The organism is Paenibacillus sp. ALE2 (assembly GCF_054113385.1).
Genome location: NZ_CM134213.1, coordinates 915,894 through 932,246, shown reverse-complemented (window position 1 = coordinate 932,246; position 16,353 = coordinate 915,894). Strand labels below are relative to the sequence as shown.

Genomic DNA, 16,353 nt, shown 5'->3' with positions numbered 1-16,353 from the left:
AAGTGTGACAAGTGCAATTAAAAGATCGAACATAATAGTAAGTATAAACCAGATTCTTTTGTAAGATTGCTATACAGTCCCCTTTGTAACTACTTTTTTAATAAAAGCAGGGGAAGTTTCTGGTGCCCAAATCTGACATACGACTCCACCAAACAATAGGGAGATACAACAAACTCCGAGAGTAACGAAAACCCCAAATTGTGCCGTAATCACGGGTAATAGAAATGTTCCAGAGGCAGCACCAATTCTACTAATCGCAATTACAGCACCAACCCCTGAAGCTCTTAAACGGGTGTCAAACAGTTCTGGAGGATACGGGTTTTCTAAAACGAGTGAAGCAGACAATACAACAGAAAAAATGGAGAATATAATCAATGTTACAATGACGGGAGCATCTTTCCATACTACCATAATGGCTAGAGCAGCAGCAGAAGCATAAAACGTTGATATCAAGAATACCCTACGTGGGATGCGATTAAAGATTAAAACTCCTAAAATAACGCCAATGATCATAAAAACGTTATACAATATACCCGATGTATACGGATTACCCATATTCATGCTCTCCATAAGAAGGGGGAGGAAAATGCCAATGCCAAAGAACGGAAAAACCTGACATCCGTAAAAAATGCCACCTACTAAGGTGTTTCGACGCATTTTGGAACTAAACAAATCTTTCCAAGAAGCAGCTTTTTCATTTTTTGTTCTTGTTTCGACTTTGGGTAAAGAGTAATCAGTACCCAAATGCTGATGAATTAACTTTAAAGCAGCTTGAGATTTACCTTTGTTCGCCAACCAACTTGGCGATTCTGGAATTTTAGCCCCCCAACGCCATAGTAAAGTGATTAAGCCGGGCACGGCAGATGAGCTAATAACCCAACGCCAGTTGTCATCTCCAAAACCCTTTAAAAATATCCCTACCAAATACGCAGCTACAAAGCCGATTATCCAAAAAATCAAAAGTGTACTCTGATACTTTGCACTCTTTTTTGTAGGAAACCATTCGGTTAATAATGAACTTCCCACAGTGTAATCAATAGCAATGGCTATTCCAATACCAATGCGGAGTAATAGTAACAACACCGGATCTGATACAAAAAACTGACAAATCGACAAAACTGTAAATAGAATCATATCGGTACGAATAAGGAAGCGCCTGCCAATTTTATCAGCAAGATTCCCAACCAAAACACTTCCAAATAACCCTAATAGAGTACCAGCACCAATAAGCCCCACCCAAAAACTATTTAAGTTTAAAGGTTCAATTGCATCTGTAATGGCAGTGCCAGCAATTCCAAGAGCATAACTGCAAGCTATTTGACCAAGGGCAATACTGATAAATATCTTTTTATGAATTCCAGATATTGATGCATGTTCGTAACTTTTCATCTCTGCCACATCGAATCGCTCCTTCTTAGATAATGCCAACATACTAAAATAGCTATGTTCTATTTCTGTGGATGTTAATAAGATTCGATTAAGAGTTTTTTGATAATTTACGATAAACTGCAATTGAAAGTGCGATATCTAAAACACCTGATCCAACACTCTCATAAAGAGTAATTTCTTGTTCTGTTTCTCTTTTTGAAATTTTTCCAACAAGAACATCTCCCACAGCACCTGTTACTTTATCTTTAGTAATTAATCCTTGTTCGAATGGGATCAAAATGTCACCTGCGGCTTCCCACAAGCCTTCTACATGTTCAGTAATTACTTTGTCTGATTTAAGTACAGTATCAGTATCAATTTCCTGCATAAAGGAAGTGAATGATCCAATCGCATTAATATGTGTCCCTGGTTGTACAGAGCTTCCTTTAAATACAGGAGTTAATGATGTGGTACAAGTACAAATAATATCGGAAGATGACACGCACTCATCAGCCGTTTTAGCGGCAATGATTTTGTATGGATTATTTCTGATTTTCTCGATTCTCTCAATAAAACTGTTCACTCGTTCGGCATCAATATCGTACACATAAAGTTCTTCAATAGGCCGAACTTCCTGAATCGCCAGGACTTGAGAAAACGCTTGTAGCCCAGAGCCGATGATCCCTAGCTTAGTTGCATCTTTTCTTGCCATAAGATCTGTAGCAATTGCTGCGCTACCGCCTGTTTTAATCGCAGTCAAATAATTAGCATCAATCAGTGCTTGAAGTTCACCTGTTTCAGCTGAATATAAACTGATTTTAGAGATAACACTGGGTAATCCTTTTTCTAGATTTCCAGGGAAAACAGATGAAAATTTTGAGCCAAAGAAGGGCTCCTCTGTACAATTAGCAACTAGCCATTGACCTACATTTTCTTCACCACGAATTGGCATGAATATGCGATTCCCAGCATATATTTTTTGCTTCACACAATCTTCGTAAGCCTTTTTAATTACAGGGAGAACTAACTTCATGTCAAGTGTATCTTGTACGCTTTTTTCCGAAATTTGTAACATATTATCCTCCATAGATATAATCAAAGTTTTACATTCTGTATAATTCTTAAAGTTATAAAAAACCAAAACCCAATCAAAACCAGTGTTAGAATGGGCTTTGGTTTTATTTTTAAAAAATGAGCTATTAAGCTATTATTTTTGTTAAGCCCATATATCGCCCACAGTGAATCCTTCAGTAAATGGATCTGTTGGGTCTAGAACATAGTTGCTGAATCCATAGATCCATACTTGTCCACCTAGTGTTGGAACAACAGCTTTATAATCTCCGATCGTAGTTTCTTCAATTAAAGTCCCGGTGAAGATATTTCCTAGAACCCCTTCATGACGGAAGGCTTCATTCAGTTTTAATTCTCCTTTAGCGTACATAGCAGCCATCTTGGCACACGTACCTGTTCCACAAGGACAACGGTCAATCGCACCAGTCCAAGTAGCAGGATTATCAAAATCAATAGGACCACTAGCAACCATGACAGCGTTCCTTCTGCTTGCATTCGGGTTATTCGTTTTACCTGAAAGCTGAGAAATTGTAATTCCAACTCCAGGATAGTGAGGATGCGCTACAGGAAGCTGATCTTGTGCTGCTTTCAAGATGAGAGCAGATACGCGAGCAACTTCGGCTCCTTGATCTGCTTCAAGGTCGATCCAGTCAAATTGATCAACATCTGCAATGACGTAGAACATGCCACCCCAAGCAACGTCAACTCTAACCTTTTCTACACCATGACCAATATGTGGAACATCAATGACAGCGTCTATATGAACAGCAAAAGCGGGTACATTTTTAAAAGTTACTTGGGTCACTTTCCCATTATGGCATTCAGCTTTAATCCCAATTAATCCAGCGGGAGCTTCTAGTTGAAATTCAGTAATGGGTTCTTGCATAGGGATCATACCTGTTTCTAATAGAACTGTTGCAACTGCGATAGTATTACCACCGCTCATCATAGGGTATTCCACTTGTTCCATAATAATGTAGCCAGCAGCTGCATCTGGATGTTTCGGTGGAACGATCAAATTACAGCATAATGGAGGATATCCTCTTGGTTCGCGAAGCATTAATTTACGGACTTGGTCGTCATTTTTCTCCAACCATTTCATTTGCTCATACACCGTATTACCTGGAATGTTAGGGACACCACCGGTGATTACACGCATTGGTTCGCCAGCGTGGGTTTCAACCGCATGGATCATTCTTTTAAACATACATATGACTCCTCTCGAATGACAGATAAGTTGTTTATTCTATCGATAACGCAACCATAGCCATTTCCATTGTGGCATTTGCTGGTAAGTCAGAAACTTGGGTAATTACTCGTGCAGGTTTGTGTTCGCCAAAAAAAGCAGCATATTCTTCGTTTAGAGCAGCATACTCTTCCAAACTTTTTACAAAAATATCTACTTTGGCAATCGTCTCGAGTTTTCCACCACCAGCTTCTACTATGGATAATAGGTTTTTCAATACCAACCTGGTGGCTTGTCGAGTTTCGGTCACCAATGTGTCCGTAACAGAATCTAAAGGAATCTGTCCAGAAGTAAAAATGAGGTTTCCTATTTTTGTTCCATGGCAATAAGGCCCAATTGCATTTGGAGCTATTTCAGAATTAATACGTTCCATTGATGTTGTTCCCCCTTTCTGCATATTGTAGGCTTCGCCCAGTAGTGATAATAACTTTAGACTTTCATAGGCAGCTTAGTTGAGAGTTTTAAAACATTCCCAACTAAAAAGCTAATGTTCGTTTGTACTTTTATTCACAAACAAGGGTGAAAAAACAAATCCTCTCTAAAAGTCAAACCTTAAAAACATAGAATGACTCTAGAGTTTAGATGCTTGTGCACCACGAGTAGAAGTTTGTGTAATAATTCACATTTAATCGAACAGTTATATTATAATCATTTGATTATATTTTGCAAATTCTTTTTTTTGATTTTGAAAATCAAATTTATTAGGAATGTAGTGTGCAAACCCAAAGAAGTACTTTTATAATAAAAAGATAAGAATTGAATGAGAGGGTTTATTATGAGAAGTAAAAATAAAGAAATTCAGCGGAAACGAATTATAGAATATTTCATTGAGGCGACTCAAAGCATTATTGAAAAGGATGGTGTAGAAAACGTAACAATTAGGGGAGTATCATCTCTTGCTGGGTATAATAGTGCGACACTCTATAACTACTTTGATAATCTAAATCAGTTGATTTCCTTCTCACTGATCAATAGTGTCTTAGAATACTTTGTTTCTTTAAGCAACATCATTACATCTGATAACAAGTCTTATATCACATTTTTATTGACTTGGAGAGAGTACGCGATTTTTTCTTTTCAAAAACCGGAGATGTATACCCATATCTTTTATTCGAAGTATTCCGATGATGTATTGAGTCAAGTCGCATGTTATTTAGAGCTATTTCCTAATCCCAACTTCTCAAAGGAATCTGAGATTCAAAAGCGAATTTTAGGAGCAAGTATCGAAGAACGTGATAACCTAATTGCTGATCCCTGTATCAAAGATGGATATATCGATAATAAAGATAAAAAATATATATTTGATTTCTGTTATGCTTTGCATTTGGGAATGTGTGCCAAAATAAAAAGCGGGGATTATAAAGATCCATATGAGGTTACAGAATTGTACTTGGATTATCTTATTGACTTTTTATTGAACCATTCAAAAATACCATGTAAAAAGAGTGAACTTCTTGAATATATACTTAACTATAAATAAGGTTCTGCTCTTAACGCTGCATTCGTCCATCGACAATGATGGAAGCTGATGACTCTGTTCGCCAGTAATTGCCCTTCTTGGGGGCTGTCCCTCCGTAAGAAAAGCTACTTTTGGGGCAGCCTGTTTATTTACATTAATCATTGATTTTATTTCTGGATTTTTGGAAATTGTTGGGTGTCATATGAATGGTTCTCTTAAAACCGGATGTTAAGCTGCCTGATGGAACACCGATTGGATGATAGTATTGAAATTGCAATAGAGTCCTCGTATTTCAGGGTGAGATATGGTTCTGAAATACGAGGGCTTTTCTATTAACAGAACTATAAAACTATAAAACCTGTACTTGCTTATACAAGATAATGCAGCATAACCAGATCCCCGCGACGCTCTACTTCTTCGAGCTTGAACGTACTTGGCAGTGTTCCTTCTGGAAATAACGGTATTCCTTGTCCAAGCACTTTAGGAATGATCGCAATGATCGCCTTTTCCAGCAGTCCAGCCTGCATGAAGGCCTGAACTAACTGACCTCCACCTACTAGCCATACCAAACCTTCCGATTGTTTTTGCAGACGCGGAACTAGCTCAGACAGAGCCTCGTCCGTAAATGTAACATGCGGTGCTTGCTCATGCTTCGCTAAAGACCGGGTGAGTATATAACAAGGCTTGCCAGCATAGGGGAAATCATCGGAAAGCTTCAATACCTCTTCATACGTCAGCCTGCCCATCAGTAGCGTGCCTACAGTGTCGTAAAAGTCGGCATATCCATTGTCGCCACCATCCCCTTTGACATCAAACAGCCAGTCCACCGAGCCATCCGGCAGTGCAATATACCCGTCAAGACTCACGGCAATATACAATACGACTTTGTTGGATTTTATAGCATCCATGGTTCATCACTCCTTTCTATCACCTATGTTACAATCTATTTATGACATACTTTGTCGTAGTAAAATAATCGTTTAAACTTTATTTTTATTAGAGGAGTACCTTATGAACGAACGCAGAATCGCACTTATGAGGATACTGGATTCCCGAAAAAAATATACGGCACGTGAGTTGGCCGAGCGGTTTGGTGTCTCCGTCAGGACGATTCAAAGAGATCTCGACTATTTGCAGCAGACCGGGTTACCCCTGTATACCGAAACCGGACCTCATGGCGGCTATCGGGCACTTCCCAATCGACTTCTTCCTCCCCTTCATCTTGCTCGCGATGAGGCTTTTGGTCTTTTTCTCATGCTGCAGCTGCTAGAAAATATCCCGGACATCCCCTTCGGGTCGGTGCGGGAGCATTTATCCGAGCACTATTATGCCGAGCTTCCTCAGGATGTGCGGGATAGCATTGATCAATTCAAGGACTATATCGCTTTTCGGATGATGCCGACTCACGCAGAGTCACCCTACACCTCGCTCATTTTGGAGGCTGCGTTGAATAAACGCCGGGTGAACATGCTTTACCGCTCCGCTTCTGGGGACAAGTGGACGAAAGTATATCCGACGGGGCTCTATTTTGATCACGGATATTGGTACATGCCTGCGCAAAGCAGAGATCGGATCATTTTGTACCGCTCAGACAGAGTGATGACAATGACCATACTGGAAGACACCTTATCCGGCCTTCCCACCCTTAAGGAATGGTTGACTGCGGAGGATTCGCGTACGGGAATTCCGTCAAAAATAGAATTTACACCATTAGGTGCTCGGCTGGCGGAATCAGACCCCCTCTTCCAAAATGTTTCTCATGAGAAATCGCGGGGTCAGGAATGGTACGGACATATCCCGGTCGAAGAGTTTAAATATGTATCCAGACTTCTGTTAAAATACGGGCCGGAGGCCGAGGTTATATATCCGAAAGAGCTGCGCATGCAAGTCAAACGGCTGCTGCAAGACAGCCTGAATCCTTATCTGAAGGATGATGAGGCCGATCAGGAAGGATAAGTCTCTTAATTGTTAATTACATGAATATTTAAGGTTATTAACGTATGACTTTCCAATTATTTTTGTGATAAAGTTTTGAAAAGAGCCCGTTTTCGTATATGATGAAGAGTAATAATTCAAAAGGCTGGACGGGAGACAGATATGAATCAACCGCTTTATGGAATATGGCTCGGAGATGTGTTTTTTTGCTTTTCTGGTGAGACGTCGGAACCACGTATTGATGCGTGGAGCAGTGTGATCCGCAGGCTGACGCTGAAGGGAGACCTTCGGCCGTTTCGGCAGGCTGCGTTGCGTCTTGCCGAGGTGCGGATACCTAACAATGCTCGCGTGGAAACCGCGGGCAGAGGTGGCAAAAGACGTTCCATGCTGGGGCGTACGCTGGAGGGTCTGGCACTGGAACCTCGCGAGACGATGGCTCTGCTGACTCGCTTGGACGAGAAGGGCTGTGCGGCTTCGGGCATTACGCTTGGCGAGGAAATGCAGTATTGGCAAAAGGCTGCTTATTTTGCACTGGAGCTGATGCAGCGGGGCGAAATCGTGCCATCACTTACAGAGGCGCGTCCCTCTGGACCGCGACGACGCGGTCCGGATGCGGCGGTAGGGGTGTGGATTCCTCGGCTTCGCGAAGAGGAGGACATCCGCCGCTTTCATGAGCTGGCAGCTGCGATGCCGGCTGTTTGTATGGCTGCTCCGGCCGTTTTTGCGGGCAAGGAGCCAGAAACACGTGAGGATGCAGCTGGAATGGTGCTGTATTCCTTCTTGTGTGCGGTCGTTCATGCAGAAACGACCGCGGTGCTGGCTGCGTCAGATCGTGAGCTGGGACGATATCGGGCAGATTATCGGCGCGGAGGATCACCGCTGGCGGAGCTGTGGTGGAACAGTCTGTTGACGGGTTCGCGTCAGGTTGCGATTCAGGGAACGCCTGCTGAGATGGAGGAGCTGGTTCTTCAGGCGTCCTCTCTTGAGGGAAGCACGATGCCTGTCACCGAACGGGAAGCCAAGGAACCCATTGAAGGGCAATTGCGTCTGTGCCTTCGTTTGGAGCCTTCTTTGGAAGAGAGTATCCAGGAATGGCGCATTACCTTTTGGGCAGAAAGCGATGCAGAGCCCGGATTACGACTGCCTGCTCTGGCATTGTGGGCATATCCTGAACGTGATCTGGTTCGCGGTGAAATTGTGTACCGTCAAGTGCAGGCGCAACTGCTGACGAGGCTCGGACAGGCGGCTGAAGCGGCACCTATATTGCAGGAAGCATTAAACCGCCCTTATCCCGAGGGGGTGACCCTGGAGCCGGAGATGTTCTTCCGCTTCCTGACGGAAGCCGTACCTTCTTTACAAAAGAACGGTATTACTGTGCAAATGCCTTCACGCTGGAGCCGGGAGGGGCGAAGACGTGCAGGCTTGCGGCTTAAAATGCGCTCGACAGAGCAGGGGACCAAGCCAGATGGTGTGATCGCCGATACATCGTCTGTTGGCATTAACCGCATGATTTCGTTTGATGCCGAGGCTGTGCTGGGGGATACGGCCTTGACGATGGAGGAACTGGAAAGCATCGTCGCGGCCAATTTGCCATATGTACGTCTCGGAGGGGAATGGATCGAGGTAGACCCCAAGGAAATTCGTCAGGTGCTGCGCTTTATCAAGCGTGGAGAAAACGGTGAAATGAGCTTGTCCGAATGGATGCATTTGGCTGCGGAAAATGAAAGTGCAGGCGAGGCCTCATGGAAGGGCTTGTCTATCTTTGGCGCGGAATCCGCCGGATTGCTTGCGTCGTTGGCTGAGGGAGGGGTACTCCGTTCCGTAGAGCCGCGTCCTGTGCCGGAGACGCTGCATGGTGCACTACGGCCGTATCAAGAGCGGGGTTTTCAATGGCTGGCTGCGATGCGCGGATTGGGCTTTGGTGTCTGCCTGGCGGACGATATGGGGCTGGGTAAAACGATTCAGGTTATTACCTGTCTGCTCGATGGTGGCATCGGAGCAGAGGATCAGCGTCCGGCGTTAATCATCTGTCCGACGTCCTTGCTTGGCAACTGGCAGCGGGAATTGAAGCGCTTTTCACCGGATTTGTCGCTTTATATTCACCATGGCAACCAGCGACTCCACGGGGAGCAGTTTCAGGAAAATGTACGCGAGTATGATATCGTCCTCACTACCTATCATTTGGCGGGCCGGGACGGCAGCGATTTATCTGCGGTCTACTGGTCTTCCATCGTGTTGGATGAGGCGCAATATATAAAAAATGCACGCACTAAGCAGGCACAAAGCGTCATGAAGTTGTCCGCACCACATCGGATTGCCATGACAGGTACTCCGGTAGAGAATCGCTTGAGCGAACTGTGGTCTATTTTCCAATTCCTGAATCCAGGGTATCTTGGTACAGCGTCTTCATTCCGCCAGCGGTACAGTCTGGCAGGAGAGGAACGGGGGTCCGCGTTGCGTGAGCTTCATCGTCTCGTCTCCCCGTTCATGCTGCGTCGGCTCAAAAGCGATCCGGATATCCGCAAGGATTTGCCAGAGAAGCTGGAGTTGAAGTCCTATTGCGTACTGACACCAGAGCAGGCCGGATTATACCGCGGTGTGGTGGATCAATTGTTGGGAACACTGGATGGACAGGTCGGTATGGCCCGCAAAGGGCTTGTCCTGTCGTCGCTGACCAAGTTGAAGCAAATCTGTGATCATCCGGGTTTAATTATTCCAGGCCGTGCTGACAGCAGTAAAGCCGAAAACTCGGGCAAAATGGAGCGACTGCTGGAATTGGTAGAAACCATTCGCGAGAACGATGAATCGGCGCTGATTTTCACCCAATATGTGTCGATGGGAGAACTACTGGTTTCCCGTTTGGCCAAAATTTTGGGAGAAGAGCCATATTTCCTGCATGGGGGACTGGCGAAAACCAGACGGGACGAAATGGTTCACAACTTCCAGCAGGGAAAAGGACCGAATATATTCGTACTTTCCTTGCGTGCAGGTGGCGTGGGTCTGAACCTGACGCGTGCCAGCCATGTCATTCACTATGATCGCTGGTGGAATCCTGCGGTGGAAAATCAGGCGACAGACCGGGTATTCCGTATTGGTCAAAGTCGCAATGTACAAGTGCACAAGTTGATTTGTCAGGGGACACTGGAGGAAAGAATCGATGAGCTGATCGAGAGCAAAAAGGCACTGTCCGAACAGGTTGTCGGCTCGGGTGAACATTGGCTCACCGAAATGTCTGATGATGAACTGCGTGGTCTGATTGCGTTGCAAAATGATGTATGGATCGAGTGATCAGAGAAAGGATGAAGGCGATGACGAGACCGCGAGTGAAGCTGGACGTAACTGACGGTCGATGGATCGTGGGATTTGACGGAAATGGGCCGGAAGGTGAATCGACGGGTGTACCTTCCGCACAACCCGTCCAATGCACTGGCCCAGTGCCTGTACTGAACCAGGAAGAGCGAGGGGCATGGCTGGAGCAGCTAAAAGCGGAGCCTTTGGACATCTACCGTCTCCTGAAAGGAGAAGCCTGCCTGTCGCTGGATGAAATTATTCAACTCGCAGCTGAGACCGCCGTTTCCAGCAGAGAGAATGGAGTGGGTGCAGTCGAAGACGTGAAGGAAGCTCTTCAGGCTGGGCTGAAAAACGAGCCCCAACACTGTCCGGCGTTGATCGGAATGACGCAGGAAGAACTGCTGGAGTACGTGTTTAGTGCTTGGGCTGGAGAGTTATCCCATGTGCAGAGAACCTCCCCCGCGCTTGAGCCTACCTCACGCGCGGAGGGCGGACGCAGCGGATCGGCAGCAATTAGCGAATGGATTGCAGAATCCGCAGCTGAAGGAGCATTGCATCGTCCCGGAGCAGGCTTTCATGCCATTGAAATCCATCTGCCACAGAAACTTGCTTTCAAGAAGGAAACTGATATTACGTCTTTGCTGCCGAGGTTACCCCGTGCTGAAGAAGCACTGAAACTCATACGTGAACGGGTAGCCGAGCGAGCTCGGGCTGCAATCCCGCAAAAACGTCATAATCCGTAACAATTCGGGGATATGCTTCCTTTTTCGAGACTGTTCACCTTCATTGGATAGGATAACAGCTTCGAAGTGTGTCCAAAGTTCAGTTACAATGGGGAAACGGAAAAGTCACTGCAAGTCATGTATCAATTGCAATATTGGAGGAGATACCAGCATGAAACGACATATACAACAGACGCGCACATCTCAGCGATGGACTAAAGCGCTTATTCCGGGGCTGATCCTGCCGGGCCTATTGCTAGCAGCGTGCCAGCAAGGAGGATCAGGTGGACAGGAAAGTGAGCCATTAAAATCGTCTACAGCGGTACAGGAGAATGTACAGCCTTCCACCCAGCCGGATGCGGGGAATGGCAGCGCTAGCGCTGGACAAGCCACCGCGGGTACTGGAAGCGGACAAGCCGACCCTGTAATGGCGTTGCGGAGCCAGAGTGCGCTGCAAGCTACGGTTAAGGAAGAGGATGGAACAGCGGTTGTCACCAATGCGACTTCAGATACAGTCGTTGTGAACAAAAAGCGCAGCTTGCCCGTGGGCTATGTCCCGGATGATCTGGTGGAGCCGCAGGTGCCTTTTTCCTTCGAGGGACCGCATGAGAAGCGGCATTTGCGTAAGGAAGCGGCAGAGGCACTGGAGAAGCTGTTCGACGGTGCGAAAAAGGACGGCATTGAGCTGCGTGCGGTATCGGGATACCGTTCCTATAAGCGTCAGGTGTCTATTTTCAACAACAATGTAAAGACAAAGGGGCAGGAATATGCCTCTAAAGTCAGCGCCGTACCAGGTACGAGTGAGCATCAGACGGGATTGTCCATTGACGTATCCAGCCCCAGCGTAGGCAATGAGCTGGAGCAATCCTTCGGTGCTTCTAAGGAAGGTGAATGGCTGGAACAACATGCACCGGAATACGGATTTATTATTCGTTATATGAAGGGTAAAGAAGATGTGACCGGCTATGTGTACGAGCCTTGGCATATCCGTTATGTGGGAGTAGACATTGCAGAGGATGTAGCCAAGCAGGGGCTGACACTTGAGGAGTATTTCGACGAAAGCAATATCAAACTATAACCGCTACAACCAAGCCGTAATCCTGGGGATTGCGGCTTTTTGTCGTATTTTTCTTCCAAATTGAACCTTTTCAAGGTAGAATCTCGTATAGTGAACGACGACAGATGCTTGGATTTATAGTAAACCTCATGACAGAAGCGTACAGGAAGGGAAGGGAATCATCATCTATTATTCATTAACGTATCGCGAATGGTCAGAAGACACTCAAAAGGAACTGCGCAGCCTGACACGGGAGTCCGTATCGGGAGATGAGCTGTTCCTGCGCAAGCTTGTAGACGCTACGCGTCTCCATGACAAACTGTGGGCGCATATCTCGAATGAAAGTGAGGAGCATACGGATCATTCCGTCTATGTAACCGAATTTACGGGGGAACGTGCGAAGCCTTACGGCGCGTCGATCACAGACCTCGTCCTGGCTAGTGAGGGAGGCTACAGCTCCACATTCAGCGCCTTATACTGGGTATGGCATGAGCCTGCGTTCCGCAGTATGGATCAGCGGGAAGGCTCGGTATTTACCTTGGAGCTGGCCCAACGGCTACTGGATCACTATACGGTTTTGGGTGGCAAAACATACGAATTTATATATTCAGTATTGGACCCTCAGCTGAAAAAGGTGCATTTGTTTGTGAAGGAGGTCGATCTGTGATGGAGCATTCTTGGGAAACCATGAAATCCAAGCCCGGCTCTCGTGCACGGATGGCGGCCTTTGCCCTGATGTTGGCTGTCCCAGCCGCTCTGACGGGTTGCGGTGACGATGAGTATTATGACTGCGACGAGCTCCCCGTATCGGAGCAAACGGCCTGTCGGGATTCAGGCAGCAGCGGGTATTATTATGGTGGATCGACCTATTATAGCGGAGGCTCCTCGTACCATAACAGTCGTTCATCTTCCAGTTCTTATCGCAGAAGCTCGTCTTCATCATCCAACTCACACAGTGGTTTTGGCAGCAGCGGCTCACACAGCGGCTTTTTTTCTGGGGGTTAAGATGAGCATACGTACGATTCGGCAATTGCCTTATGAACATGACGAGCTTTTTCAGGGTGAAATCAGCCGTATGATTCCGTATCATCGCATGTACGGCAAGTCCTATTGCGTGCCGGCCTTAACGGTGTATCGGGAAAGCGAGCTGGCAGAGCTTCAGGCTGCTTCTGAGGCGGTACATCGTATTTATCGCAAAGTTCAGCAATTCATCCAGCGCTATATGCCGGATGAATACCTGGTGGAGCGGTTGGGAATTCATCCAGGCTTGCTGCGTGCTGCACGTATGGAGGTCGCGCCGGATGGGATCACCCGACAGGACTGGATTGTGGGGGAAGCGGGGATCAAGTGCATTGAGAATAACACCGATACCCCAACCGGGATTCCCGAGGTGGCTTATCTCGAAGGAAAGCTGCTTGAGGTGCTGCATAGTGAGGGAATGTCAAGGGATGATATTGCTCTACATGGACCCTCATCTGGAATGGATGAGGCGATTCAGTCTGCCTTGACGGAGCTCATTCATTTTTATAGCCGCAAGGGTTTAGGGACAAAGGTGCACTTCACTTGCTATGATTGGCATATCGAGGATCAGACGAATACCAAATATATTATGCGTTTATGTGAACAAGCCGGGTTTGAAGTGGTTTATGCGCCATTGGAAGAACTGGAAATTATCCCGAATGAAGGATTGTATCACCGGGGAGAGCAGATTCACATCCTCTATCGCCTGTATCCGCTGGAATACCTGATTGATGATCGGGAAGAGGACACGGGTCTTGAGGTGGGGCAGGCGTTAATGGATATGGTGGCAGACGGGAAAATAGGACTAATTAATCCGCCGCAGCATATCATTACCCAGAGCAAGGGGTTCACCGCAACCGTATGGTCGCTGTACGAGCGCAATGAGCAGACACCAGCGTTCTGCGGTTTTCGTTTATTTAACGACCGGGAGCTGGAGGTCATACGAACCTACCTGCTACCTACATATTTTGAGCCATCCGTGTTTCTACAAAATCAAGAGCCTTATGTCGCCAAAGGTATATGGGGACGAGAGGGTAAAGGGACGCATTTGATTGAGCAGCCTGAACCCGAGGAGAGACTGGAAGGCGTCTTGGGAGTGGTTGAAAATGTGAAGGCTGACCAGCCTGATCTGCTTCATCAAGTTGATGCTCCACTAACGCCTGAACAGGAGGAAGCCGCACATATTGCCGCTTATTACGAGGGACAGCCTAAGATTTATCAGCAGCTGTGGCCCATGCAGAGCGCAGAGGTGCAGACGGAGGAAGGGCTATTTCACGGCTACGTGCTGACAGGCATATTCGTGATCGGGGGGCGTTTTGCGGGGGTCCTGCCGCGAATCGGTGAAAAGGTAACAGGGGATATGGCCTATTATTGCGCTGCCGCCGTTGCCAACGAACCTTCTAATCCACCCGCTGTATAAGCTGAATTGCACAATGTACACTATTCGAACAGATCTGTTCCTATTCATAAGTATCATAAGGAGGAAAAAAATTGGACTCTCATATCAGTTTGGGCAACGCATTGGGTAATGTAGGTATCGGCCTGCTTATCTTGTTTGCCATCTTAATCGTAGGTTATTTTGTGTTCAGCTTACTGACACGTTATAACGATAATCAGGAAATCGCACGCGGCAATGAAGCGGCAGGTATCTACATGGGGGCAAAGCTGCTAGGCCTGTGTATTATCGTGGGAATGGTGTCGTATAGCAGCCATTCATGGCTCGATATGCTGACCTGGTCGGCCGTAGGCATTGTAGTGCTGTGCCTGGTCTATGTGATTTTTGATCTGGTAACGCCGCGTACCAAGGTGTGCGAGGAAATTGCTAAAGGCAATGTGGCTCTGGCACAACTGCTACGCTCAATCATCATTGGGGTATCTTTTGTCGTAGGTACATTTTTGATGTAGTCGAAATGATGTAGTTAATATAGAGAAGAGGTACAAAGAATCTGCAAAACCGAACAACGGAGCTGCAGATTCTTTTTTTTACGGGGAATTGTATTCACTTGGTGGGGACTATTCTACAAAGGTAAGGGTGATACTGCATAGCAAAAAGAAATGTGCTCCAGATATCAAACCAAATTGCAAAGAAGGGAATTCTGAACATATGAGTACCTTTACCTCCTCAATCCTACCCATTCGGGTGGGGATCATCGGCTTGGGCTTGATCGCTGAATATCATATCAGATCATTACACAGCATGTCGGGGGTATCGATTGTGGCCGTTAGTGATGTAAATGCGAACCGCCTTCAAGTCATCGGAGAGCAATTGCAACTGCCTGCTTCCAAGCGGTACTCCCATTATGAAGCATTGATCCGTGACCCAAAGGTAGATGCGATTCTGTCGCTGACACCCAATGATGTGCATTTTGACATTATTAGGATTGCGCTGGAAGAACACAAAGCTGTACTGGCAGAAAAACCATTGACGCTCACGTGGTCTGAGGCAGGTGAATTGAAAAAGCTGTATACTGTGAATCCAGTGCCTTTGCTGGTTCACTACAAGCATCGCTACGGAGCGGCCTTCCAATATGTCAAGCAACTGCTGGAAGAGCATAAGCTGGGTAAAATCTACAATATTCAATTCCGCTATCTAATGGATTCATTTTCACCGTATCGTCAGCATCCTTATACATGGCGACACAATTTAGCCAAGGCCGGCTCTGGAGTCGTGGGGGATACTGCCTCACATATTATTGATCTGGCCCGTTTTCTGATTGGTGAATTTAAAAGCGTCGCGGCGCTGCTACATATCATTACACCTGAGCGGCCCGATCCGGTCACGGGTCTGCCTGTAAAAGTGGATGTGGAAGATCTCGCCGCCTTTCATGGCATCATTGGCGATAATACCGTGGGTACCTTCATCACTCACAAAAATGCCATCGGCAAACGTCACGATATCGAAGTGGATATCTACGGCGAGCTCGGTACGCTGCACGCTAGTCTCAATAATCCGGAAAGTATTCGCATCGTGCTGCGTGACCTGGAACACCCGGATGCCGAATACGAGAATTGGGCTGTTCCACCAATCTATAATCATACAGCCGATGGCGATTTTGTTAAGCTGGCAAGGGGGGAGTTCGTGGACCGAGCCCCGCTGTTCGATGACGGATACAAGAATCAGTGGGTACTTGAGAAAATACTGCAATCCTGGAGAGAGAATGGGCGTTTAGTAGAAGTGTAAGGA

15 protein-coding genes are annotated in these 16,353 nt (G+C 46.4%); 10 read left to right on the top strand and 5 right to left on the bottom strand.

From position 1 onward, the window contains the following. Positions 1–69: 69 nt before the first annotated feature. The 4 genes from ACXHJ1_RS03835 to ACXHJ1_RS03820 all read right to left on the bottom strand — a co-directional run bounded on the left by ACXHJ1_RS03835 (position 70) and on the right by ACXHJ1_RS03820 (position 4,058). Entirely contained in the window at positions 70–1,389 is a 1,320-nt protein-coding gene (locus tag ACXHJ1_RS03835) for an MFS transporter (protein ID WP_457906160.1), read from the bottom strand. 88 nt (positions 1,390–1,477) lie between these two features. After that, entirely contained in the window at positions 1,478–2,443 is a 966-nt protein-coding gene (locus tag ACXHJ1_RS03830) for an ornithine cyclodeaminase family protein (protein WP_457905637.1), read from the bottom strand. Between the two features lie 141 nt (positions 2,444–2,584). Then, entirely contained in the window at positions 2,585–3,646 is a 1,062-nt protein-coding gene (locus tag ACXHJ1_RS03825; RefSeq protein WP_457905636.1) for a proline racemase family protein, read from the bottom strand. Positions 3,647–3,680: 34 nt separating this feature from the next. Beyond that, entirely contained in the window at positions 3,681–4,058 is a 378-nt protein-coding gene (locus ACXHJ1_RS03820) for a RidA family protein (protein WP_457905635.1), read from the bottom strand. A 402-nt stretch (positions 4,059–4,460) separates the two neighbouring features. On the opposite strand from ACXHJ1_RS03820, the gene ACXHJ1_RS03815 reads away from it, so the two are divergent. Next, a complete protein-coding gene (locus ACXHJ1_RS03815) occupies positions 4,461–5,165 on the top strand; it encodes a TetR/AcrR family transcriptional regulator (protein ID WP_290403627.1) in 705 nt (234 codons plus the stop codon). 347 nt (positions 5,166–5,512) lie between these two features. Here the strand turns inward: ACXHJ1_RS03815 and ACXHJ1_RS03810 are convergent, their stop codons facing one another. Further along, positions 5,513–6,052, bottom strand: coding sequence for a dihydrofolate reductase family protein (locus ACXHJ1_RS03810; RefSeq protein ID WP_457905634.1), 540 nt, complete (start codon positions 6,050–6,052; stop codon positions 5,513–5,515). Between the two features lie 103 nt (positions 6,053–6,155). Here ACXHJ1_RS03810 and ACXHJ1_RS03805 point away from each other — a divergent pair, with 103 nt between their 5' ends. The 9 genes from ACXHJ1_RS03805 (at position 6,156) to ACXHJ1_RS03765 (ending at position 16,350) form a co-directional block, all read left to right on the top strand. Continuing rightward, positions 6,156–7,100: a helix-turn-helix transcriptional regulator gene (locus tag ACXHJ1_RS03805; RefSeq protein WP_126666781.1), complete on the top strand. Its 945-nt coding sequence runs from the start codon at positions 6,156–6,158 to the stop codon at positions 7,098–7,100. A 141-nt stretch (positions 7,101–7,241) separates the two neighbouring features. Further along, positions 7,242–10,367 (top strand): DEAD/DEAH box helicase, encoded by a 3,126-nt coding sequence (locus ACXHJ1_RS03800; RefSeq protein WP_457905633.1) that lies wholly within the window; start codon positions 7,242–7,244, stop codon positions 10,365–10,367. A 20-nt stretch (positions 10,368–10,387) separates the two neighbouring features. Further along, on the top strand, positions 10,388–11,113 hold the full coding sequence (locus ACXHJ1_RS03795; protein ID WP_457905632.1) for a phosphoribosylglycinamide synthetase: 726 nt from the start codon (positions 10,388–10,390) through the stop codon (positions 11,111–11,113). Positions 11,114–11,264: 151 nt separating this feature from the next. Beyond that, positions 11,265–12,170 (top strand): M15 family metallopeptidase, encoded by a 906-nt coding sequence (locus ACXHJ1_RS03790; RefSeq protein WP_016819500.1) that lies wholly within the window; start codon positions 11,265–11,267, stop codon positions 12,168–12,170. A 487-nt stretch (positions 12,171–12,657) separates the two neighbouring features. Next, entirely contained in the window at positions 12,658–12,816 is a 159-nt protein-coding gene (locus ACXHJ1_RS03785) for a hypothetical protein (protein ID WP_225164838.1), read from the top strand. Further along, positions 12,816–13,154 carry a hypothetical protein gene (locus ACXHJ1_RS03780; RefSeq protein ID WP_039276693.1) on the top strand — a complete coding sequence of 113 codons (339 nt, stop codon included), beginning with the start codon at positions 12,816–12,818 and terminating at the stop codon, positions 13,152–13,154. Before ACXHJ1_RS03785 ends, ACXHJ1_RS03780 begins: the two co-directional genes overlap by 1 nt. 1 nt (position 13,155) lies before the next feature. Beyond that, positions 13,156–14,589 (top strand): glutathionylspermidine synthase family protein, encoded by a 1,434-nt coding sequence (locus tag ACXHJ1_RS03775; protein ID WP_457905631.1) that lies wholly within the window; start codon positions 13,156–13,158, stop codon positions 14,587–14,589. Positions 14,590–14,660: 71 nt separating this feature from the next. Continuing rightward, positions 14,661–15,074, top strand: a complete 414-nt coding sequence (locus ACXHJ1_RS03770) for a DUF350 domain-containing protein (protein ID WP_016819503.1) — start codon at positions 14,661–14,663, stop codon at positions 15,072–15,074. 199 nt (positions 15,075–15,273) lie between these two features. After that, entirely contained in the window at positions 15,274–16,350 is a 1,077-nt protein-coding gene (locus ACXHJ1_RS03765) for a Gfo/Idh/MocA family protein (RefSeq protein ID WP_107734794.1), read from the top strand. The last annotated feature ends 3 nt before the right edge of the window (positions 16,351–16,353 follow it).

What these genes read in the sequence shown, in the direction of transcription:
- ACXHJ1_RS03835 (WP_457906160.1), bottom strand. Translation starts at nt 1,389, where the DNA reads ATGAAAAGTTACGAACATGCATCAATATCTGGAATTCATAAAAAGATA.
- ACXHJ1_RS03830 (WP_457905637.1), bottom strand. Translation starts at nt 2,443, where the DNA reads ATGTTACAAATTTCGGAAAAAAGCGTACAAGATACACTTGACATGAAG.
- ACXHJ1_RS03825 (WP_457905636.1), bottom strand. Translation starts at nt 3,646, where the DNA reads ATGTTTAAAAGAATGATCCATGCGGTTGAAACCCACGCTGGCGAACCA.
- ACXHJ1_RS03820 (WP_457905635.1), bottom strand. Translation starts at nt 4,058, where the DNA reads ATGGAACGTATTAATTCTGAAATAGCTCCAAATGCAATTGGGCCTTAT.
- ACXHJ1_RS03815 (WP_290403627.1), top strand. Translation starts at nt 4,461, where the DNA reads ATGAGAAGTAAAAATAAAGAAATTCAGCGGAAACGAATTATAGAATAT.
- ACXHJ1_RS03810 (WP_457905634.1), bottom strand. Translation starts at nt 6,052, where the DNA reads ATGGATGCTATAAAATCCAACAAAGTCGTATTGTATATTGCCGTGAGT.
- ACXHJ1_RS03805 (WP_126666781.1), top strand. Translation starts at nt 6,156, where the DNA reads ATGAACGAACGCAGAATCGCACTTATGAGGATACTGGATTCCCGAAAA.
- ACXHJ1_RS03800 (WP_457905633.1), top strand. Translation starts at nt 7,242, where the DNA reads ATGAATCAACCGCTTTATGGAATATGGCTCGGAGATGTGTTTTTTTGC.
- ACXHJ1_RS03795 (WP_457905632.1), top strand. Translation starts at nt 10,388, where the DNA reads ATGACGAGACCGCGAGTGAAGCTGGACGTAACTGACGGTCGATGGATC.
- ACXHJ1_RS03790 (WP_016819500.1), top strand. Translation starts at nt 11,265, where the DNA reads ATGAAACGACATATACAACAGACGCGCACATCTCAGCGATGGACTAAA.
- ACXHJ1_RS03785 (WP_225164838.1), top strand. Translation starts at nt 12,658, where the DNA reads ATGGATCAGCGGGAAGGCTCGGTATTTACCTTGGAGCTGGCCCAACGG.
- ACXHJ1_RS03780 (WP_039276693.1), top strand. Translation starts at nt 12,816, where the DNA reads ATGGAGCATTCTTGGGAAACCATGAAATCCAAGCCCGGCTCTCGTGCA.
- ACXHJ1_RS03775 (WP_457905631.1), top strand. Translation starts at nt 13,156, where the DNA reads ATGAGCATACGTACGATTCGGCAATTGCCTTATGAACATGACGAGCTT.
- ACXHJ1_RS03765 (WP_107734794.1), top strand. Translation starts at nt 15,274, where the DNA reads ATGAGTACCTTTACCTCCTCAATCCTACCCATTCGGGTGGGGATCATC.